This is a genomic window from Paratractidigestivibacter sp., from assembly GCF_052362415.1.
In the GTDB taxonomy this organism is placed as follows: Bacteria; Actinomycetota; Coriobacteriia; order Coriobacteriales; family Atopobiaceae; genus Paratractidigestivibacter.
Genome location: NZ_DAWEMK010000096.1, coordinates 3,038 through 6,232, shown reverse-complemented (window position 1 = coordinate 6,232; position 3,195 = coordinate 3,038). Strand labels below are relative to the sequence as shown.

Sequence of the window (3,195 nt, the reverse complement as noted above, 5' to 3'; positions counted from 1 at the left end):
CTACTCGACCGAGCTCGGCACCTATCTCCGCGGCGTCATGCAGCCGTTGCTGGAGCAGCTCGACCGTACGCTTGACGAGCGCAACGCGGAGCAGGAGGACCGCATCGCGCGCGTCGTTCACCGCGCGACGCGCGCCTCGATCGTCGCGGCTATTGCGGCGGTCGAGATCGAGAAGGGCACGTTTGACGGCCTGGACGGCGTGAGCGCCTCGGACATATACGCCGTCTACGACAAGCAAGCGGGCCTCATGCAGCGCGGTATGACGCTCTCGGAGGCAAGGGAGCGTCTGTCTGATGGTAAGTCGTAGCAGCCTCGTCGTGAACGCCCGCGTGCACCTCCCCGGGTCGCGCGGGCGTTCCGCCGTCATCACCAACAACATCGAATACGTCGCCACGCGCGAGGGGGCCGACAAGTCAGCCACCGTCGACGACCTCAGGCGCTCCGAGCTCGCAGAGAGGATGGGGCTCGTCGGCTACTACGCCGAGAGGCCCGGGTCGACCGCGCTCTTCGACCAGAACGGGGCCGTCCAGCTCCGCGCGGCCCGCAGGGAGCTCGAAAAGGCTGACGGCGCGATTGCTACCGTTGTGCTCAGCGTCCGCAGGGACGAGGCATGCGAGCTCGACCTCGCGTGCAAGGAGGACTGGCAGCGCTTCTGCCGCCGAAACCTCGCGCCGGCGCTTGCCGAGGCAATGGGCATCCCCGAGTCCAGCGTCCGTTGGGTGGCCGCCGAGCACGAGAACCACCCGAATTCCAAGCACGTGCACGTTATTGCGTGGTCGTCCGATGGCTCGTTCGATTCGCTCATGGCCCGCAACAGGCTCGACCGGGCAAGAAACGCGCTCACCGACGCGGCCCTGGCCCCGGCGCTCGCGGCCGAGTATGAGGCCCGCGACCTCGCGAGGTCGCGGGCGATCGACGCCGTCCGCCATATCCCCGCCGACGAGATTGGCGTCACTCTGCCTGCGGACGGCCGAATCTCCTACGCGCACCTCCGCCGCTGGCACCCAGATGTCGCCAAGGCCGTCGATGTCGCAATCGCGGAAGCAGGGACGAGGCATCCTGAAATCAAAGGGGCGAGCGCCGCCTACAGCAAGTCCGTGGAGCGTTGCGCCGGCCTCAAAGGCCTCGAAAGCGCTGCGCGAGACCGCTACGTGAACGACGCCATGCAGGAGCTACGCGCGCGCCAGGGCAACGCCCTGCTGAGGGTCATCGCACCCGACCGGACAGCGGGCCCCGAAAGGGAACTGATGAGGTCCGCAAGGCCGGACGGCGGGCCTGCAACGGAGCGCAAGCGTATGAGGCCGCTCGTCGGCGAGGTCCGCGCCTGCGTCACCGGTGAAGATCTGGAGGGGGCGCGAGAAGCCGTCGGCGAGCTCAGGCCCATCCCGGAGAGGTGTCTCCGGTCATGTCCGTCCTACGCGCTTTCTATGGCAAAAGCCCCGGTTGCCGTGAGCAGAGCCCTTACCAAAGCGCTCGCGTTCGCAACGGAGAACCCCAGAAGCAAGAAGGACCCGTCAGATGAGGTCGGCCAGAAAGCCGAGCGCGCGCTCGCAAGGGCGCTCGCAGCCGCTGCATCGGCCGCGATCAGGGGCGATGCGGCTGGCATCGTGCTCGACCCCGCGAAAACCATAGTGAAGGGAATGATTCTATGAGCAAGCAGAAGAGCTTCAACGTCGACGAGGGCGCGCATTTCAAGTGCTGTGTCGCCGCCGGTACGGCCGCTGGGACCGCGATCGCACTCGTCCTGCTGCCGGCAGCATGGCACTGGCTGGAAGCATGGGTCACCGGCATCGCCGCGACGCTCACAAGCTTCGGGACGGCCGCAGCACCCGAACTCCCCGATATCATGTTCCAAAACCCGCTCGAAGTCCTGCCGGAGCTGATCCAGGACGACGCCTTCCTCGTGGGATGCGTGGCGACCCTCGCCATCTCCACGATAGCAGGCGTCTGGAGCCACTTCGACTGGTCGCGCTGGCTCCACGACGGGACCTGGGTCGGTGGGCGCCGCGCGCCGGGCGCGCCCATCCACGGCGACGCGAGGCTCATCTCGGCGCACGGTGAGCTTAAACATAGAAGCGAGTCGTGGAAGGAGGGCGGCAAGCCCTCGGGCGGCACGTTGGTCGTGGGCGAGATCGGGAGGAGCGTCAGGCTCATCGACTCGGTCCACGCCTGTATCCTCGCCGAAAGCGGAGAGGGCAAGAGCAGGCGCGTCGCCATTTTGTCAGCCTTGGCTAACTTCGAGCAAGGCCGTTCCCTCATCATCAACGACATCAAAGGGGAGCTCCGCGCCTTTCTCGAGCCGACGTTTGAAAAGGCCGGCACGCATCGCATCATCGACGTGATGTTCGATTCGCCCGCCTCTTCGGCGCGGTTCGACCCGCTCGAGAGGGCGAAGGAAGCCTTTAATGCGGAGGGAACCGGCGGCTGCACCCGCGAGCTGCGGGAAGTCGCGCGCTGCATAGTGCCCGCACCGTCGAAGGGACAGCCGTTCTTTTATGACGGGGCCCGGAACCTGTTCGTCGGCATCTCCCTCGCCCTCATCGAGGGTCCGTCCATCCCCAATGAGGAAAAGACCGTCATGTCCGTCGCCGCGGCGATCTCGCCCTCGGGCGAGAAGGGAGCGCTCGAGCGCGTCGCCGCCCTGGCGGCATCTCTGCCTTCAGGTGACCCCGCACTCCCCTTTCTCGGAGGCCTCAACGGCGAGCACGGAGGCGGCCCGGGCATCGTCTCGACCCTCAGCAATTGCCTGACCGAATACATCGACGGCAACGTGGCGAGGATGCTGCACGACGACGAGTGCGGGCTCGACGGCATCGGCGAGGAGCCCACGGTGGTCTTCGTCTCGTCCTCCTCAGCGACCGGAAACTACAAGCGGCTCGTGCAGACGTTCGTTTCCCAGGCGCTCTCGGCGCTGCGCTCCTGCGCCGGCGCCCACGCCGGCCGCTGTCCCGTAGAGACCGTCCTCCTCCTCGACGAGGCGGCCTCCCTCGGCCGCAACGAACGCATCGTCCAGGACCTCGGTGAAATGAGGTCAGAGGGGATCCGCGTCCTGTGGTTCTGCCAGTCGCTACTTCAATTGCAATCGGTCTCCGGCTACAGCCGCGAAGAAGCCGAGACCATCCTAGACCTCCTCAAGGACAAGGTCGTACTCTCGTGCTCGAACCTCGAAACCGCCCGCAATCTCTCCGAGTCCAT

3 protein-coding genes are annotated in these 3,195 nt (G+C 66.4%); all 3 read left to right on the top strand.

Annotated features, from left to right (window positions below):
• Nucleotides 1–307, top strand: a 307-nt coding sequence (locus ACT84W_RS08660) for a hypothetical protein (protein WP_444328919.1), incomplete at its 5' end; no start/stop codon positions are given.
• Nucleotides 308–317: 10 nt separating this feature from the next.
• The gene (locus ACT84W_RS08655; protein WP_444328918.1) at nucleotides 318–1,652 is read left to right on the top strand and encodes a hypothetical protein; all 1,335 of its coding nucleotides are present in this window, start codon (nucleotides 318–320) and stop codon (nucleotides 1,650–1,652) included.
• The coding region (locus ACT84W_RS08650; protein WP_444328917.1) for a type IV secretory system conjugative DNA transfer family protein at nucleotides 1,649–3,195 on the top strand (1,547 nt) is incomplete at its 3' end. The genes ACT84W_RS08655 and ACT84W_RS08650, both read left to right, overlap by 4 nt.